Raw genomic sequence first — 4504 nt, 5'->3', positions numbered from 1 at the left:
TAAACGAAGATCTTCCGTAGAGCGTTCATTTAAAAGAATCTTTGAGGACTATTGTGTTGAAAGCTATAATTCTCAGAGCAATCGCTTAAGATTTGCTCTTGCTACGTTTGCTGCAATCAACGTCCATTTGGATGCTTGGATTAAACATGAGAAGTTTAGCCTTTACAAATTCCTTGAGCAAGCGACTTAAGTAATTTTTTCAAAGCCCCGAAGAGGGCTTGTTTGCTATGCCCTTTTTTATTTGCTCTGTCGTAACAATATACTTTTTTCAAAGTTCAGTAAGGTTTTTGACGTACATTTAATGACACAAGCAGAAGCCTAATGGCTGGAACAAAATAATCATAAAGATTATGAGTTCAAATTTGTATTACTCTTATCTCCAATTAAAATTAGTGCAAGTGCAGTTCCATAGCCCACAATTCCAATACTAAACATTGCTATCCCAGTATCACCAAACAAATATGCTGCCAATATTCCTAATGTGATACCAGGTATCATGAATAGTCCACCACGTCTATAATTGCCTTTTTGATATTTCATGAGTTTCAATACAGACTTTTCCATAACATGCTTCTCCTAAAGTTACAAAAATAAACAAATATCCAATAATATTATAACCATATATAATTTAATTGTGAAACTATTTCTTTAAGTCGCTACAAGAAAAGTTTAATTTAGCACCTTATCGGTGCTTTTTTCTACTTCTTTTTGTTCTTGGTTGGTTTATGTGCCAGATTTTCCTCTGGACTCTTTCTTGGTGGCTCTCTGTATTCCGACTTGTCACGCATCATTTTATATATGATATTTGTAAGCTTTCTCATGATACATCTTAGAGCCTGCTTGGTGGTTTTTCCTTCGGATATCTTTTTATTGTAATAGTCAAAGAAATATTGATTTTTGGGGATTCCTTTTTTGTGTGGGTCGGTCAATAATGTGATGGAAATATTGAAGAGTGTCTGCCTTAGATTTTTATTGCCCATTTTGTTGCTGAAATGCTTGTCGGTTTGGCCTGATGAATAACGGATTGGCGAAATCCCTGCATAACAGGCCAGAGTGTCGGCATTGGGGAAACGGTTTATGTCCCCTATTTCTGCCACCAGTTCGGCAGCATTGATTGCACCAAGACCGTACATGGACTCCAGTTTATATCCGAACTGAGGCAAAACCTTTTTTATCTCTTCCTCAATACCGCTTATCAATTCCTGATTTGCTTTTAACTGTTTTACAGTGAGTGTAATAATGGAATCCTTTTCTTCCTGAAATGGTAAATCCTCATAGCCATCTTTATCAATATAATCCATGATTTCAACGGCTTTATTAATGGTGTAAAAGTGATGGCTTTTCTCCCACAAAAATTCTGTAAGGTTTTCAATCGTAGTATCTTTTATGGCTGATGGTGAAGGATACCTTTCCCAGAATGATAATGCTGCCTTACCGTCAAAGCCTGAAAAGAAACGGCGGTAATTGGTGTAATTATGCCCTAAATAAACATGCAATTGGTTTTTTGTTGCTGTACTGTGCTTTACCAGTAAGCGTCTTTTGCCCACCAGATCAGCAAGAATCCAATGGAGGTCGCTTGGCTGTGCATCATGCAAAGTATCAAATTTACTCAATAATGCTTTGGCAACACAAAAGGAATCAATGGAATCTGACTTCTGGTATGTTGCTGCACTTTTCCTTTCTGCATGTGTAAGAGACGGGTTTACATACTTTACCATGAATTTCTTTTCAATCAGGACTAAGCATTTATCATCATTGAAAATTTAACAGAATAAGATGAATTAATTTTAAAACATTCATTATCAAAAAAGAATTTTCCGAATATAATAAGGCATTGAATATTAATAATTTTAATATAATTTCATTAATATTTACCTATAAACAAATATTATTGTATATACGAAATTGGTTCACAAAACGAAAATCATACTATATATTATCTCAAACTAAATGAATGTTTTAGTTCTTATAATTACTTTCAAAAGTATAAAACTTAACATGGAATAATTCATATCTATTATATACAATAAACATGCTTTAGTCTACAAATTTTTACATTATACTTTATTTATGTTTATATTCCCTTTGTTTTCAACGACTATATTATATTAACATGAAACTCATAGTAATAAATATAAAAAAGCATACAGCTATTCAAAATATATTGGAATGGCATATAACGGAGACTATTCTTATAGAAGGCTTTTAAGAGTAATAGTAGATAATTTCCACTTTACATATGAACAGAAAGATATGCAATAGCCTTTGGGAAGCAGCTTTCCTTCTAGCCCAGTAGTATACTTAATGTTTGCATTATATAGCCTAGCTTTTCAAACAAAACAGGAGAGAAAAAGCCAAATTTTGTTCTAGTTCGCTTGTACTTGGAGTATTTCAATTGAACTGAACTATAATTTTGGATAAGTAGGGCTGGAATTTCTGCGTAGCCACATGATATTACTTACAGCCGGAGAAAGTATGCGATAAAAGTTTTATCGTATACTTTCTCCGGCCTGACTCTGCAAGGCCACTGCGAGGCAGCTTTTCAGTTGCTTAAAAAGCTGCTATATAGATTCTTAAGCACTGCTTCGCCAGCCTTTCTGAAGGTTTGGGGGATTGTTTTTCCCAAGACTTGTTTCCAAAGCAGCTTTGAAGTCGGCTGTATTACAGCTCATAATCTACTATGTTAATGAAAGCGGTCAAACGGCAAAGATCTTCGGTAAAGAGAGGTGTGTTTAGATAAATGGAAACCATAATAGACTTTATAAAATTAACATGGTATATATGGCTTTAGATTTTTCTTCTGAGCATATTTAAACTTTTCATGCCTAAAATTAAGGGATTTTTGTCTTGCTATATTTCTTTCAAAAGAAACATGCAAAGAGAAAACCCCGAAGCTGTATTGCTACAGTCGGGGCAAAATTAATCTGTATTATTCCTTTGAATCCCATACCTCAACAAATTTAAAGCCTTTAAGATCACTTTCAATAACCTTGTTCCTGAATTCATCAGATACAAAAACATCCGCTCTTGGTTGCTCAAGAATTTTGAAAATATGTTGATTTTCTACTTTTTCCAGAATGAATGAATACTTATCGAAAGCCATTATTCTTTTTTTGTCTGAATAATACTCAACAACTGATTTTTTGTAATCAATTCCATCTAATAGATTAATAACATTTATTAATTTATAGTCAGCATCACTAAAATCAATAGGTAAAATTTCAGTGTTTTTTACTAAATATTCATTTAAAGCATTAATCGCTTTTATACTAAGTATTGGAACTCCAGGGGAAAGATAAGGCATATCGCCTTTTTTTAGTTTCCCACCATGTTCAATCAATTTTAATTTCAATGGAATCCAATTATCTTTTAAACTTTTACCTTCAAATTTGTTTCCAAATTCAATCCACTTTTCATTATCTGCATCAGCCAGTGTCAGATGTTCATATAAATTAACATCTTCTTGCATCAACCATATTTTCAAACTATTCACCCCTTCTTCTATAACGAATTTAGTCTTAATGTTCCATTGAGTAATTCTTTTCTCAATCGATTTAATACTTCTGTGATGTCAGCAGCAGAAGTTAGATTAGCCCTTTTAATAGCATTTGATACATACCTTGCATACTCTGCTGTGTGTGAACCACTATGTACAGTAGCACTTCCGGCATGTGCAAGGTCTTTTGCATTAGGTAAAAACACACCATTACTTGCCGAATTCAAGTCAACTCCATATCTACCCATTAATGCTCTTGCTTCATTCAATTCAGTGACATCCATTCCTTCAGGTATAATATGGTGAGCCTGATTTGCATATGGTGGTGTCGTAACCCCAGCATCCTTCAATTCTGCTCTCAATATTTCAGATGGTGAGCCAGAGAATTTGCCCGACACTTTTGTCCTGCTTGCAACCTTACTAAAGTAAAAGTCAGCTATATCATCTGCTGTCTTTCCAGAGTATTTCCATATGCCTTGGATAACTTCTCTATATGCAGGCCTTGCCGCTTCTGCAACATCATCAGCTTCTCTTATAGCATAATTAATTCCGTTACCAAGGTCAACAACAGTTTCTTGACCTATTGAAACAACTCTTTTAATTTGGTATGCAAGCTCATCAATGGAATATTTTAATGTATACTTAAGCTTCTCAATTGCTTCTGCAGCAAAATTTAAAGTTTTTGCCAAAGCCTCTTTACTTGCTATAGCCTTATCCGCAACCTTAACACACACTTTTGATAATACCTTACATTCCCTCAGCAGGTCAAGTATCCTGAGTGCTTTCACTACCCCCGCACCAGAAACAAAGAACGACAATACAAATGAAATTGCTTCGCCAATCATCTTACCCTTTTCATAGCTGTCCGCCATACCAAACTTTTCTGCAAATGTTGAAATCATTTCCTTTATAAGGTTTGCAAACATTTTCTTTTCTTCAACAAAGAGTAGCGTACTAGGGCACATCACCTTACACAAAAAGCCGATAGTTTCCAAAGTATTCTTTGGG

General features: G+C 34.4%; 4 protein-coding genes and 1 pseudogene. 1 reads left to right on the top strand and 4 read right to left on the bottom strand.

The window, feature by feature from the left end:
* Positions 1–190: pseudogene (locus VIO64_RS10505) on the top strand (hypothetical protein); the annotation flags it as partial.
* Positions 191–348: 158 nt separating this feature from the next.
* Here the strand turns inward: VIO64_RS10505 and VIO64_RS10500 are convergent.
* The 4 genes from VIO64_RS10500 to VIO64_RS10485 all read right to left on the bottom strand — a co-directional run.
* A complete protein-coding gene (locus tag VIO64_RS10500; RefSeq protein WP_331917886.1) occupies positions 349–564 on the bottom strand; it encodes a hypothetical protein in 216 nt (71 codons plus the stop codon).
* A 134-nt stretch (positions 565–698) separates the two neighbouring features.
* Positions 699–1733, bottom strand: a complete 1035-nt coding sequence (locus VIO64_RS10495) for an IS110 family transposase (protein WP_331917888.1) — start codon at positions 1731–1733, stop codon at positions 699–701.
* 1196 nt (positions 1734–2929) lie between these two features.
* Positions 2930–3484: an imm11 family protein gene (locus VIO64_RS10490; protein ID WP_331917884.1), complete on the bottom strand. Its 555-nt coding sequence runs from the start codon at positions 3482–3484 to the stop codon at positions 2930–2932.
* Positions 3485–3501: 17 nt separating this feature from the next.
* Positions 3502–4504: AHH domain-containing protein (locus VIO64_RS10485; RefSeq protein WP_331917882.1), on the bottom strand; the 1003-nt coding region annotated here is incomplete at its 5' end.

The sequence above is a fragment of the Pseudobacteroides sp. genome (assembly GCF_036567765.1).
GTDB lineage: Bacteria > Bacillota > Clostridia > Acetivibrionales > DSM-2933 > Pseudobacteroides.
The sequence above is the reverse complement of the archived record's forward strand: the minus strand, read 5'-3'. Positions and strand labels throughout refer to the sequence as shown.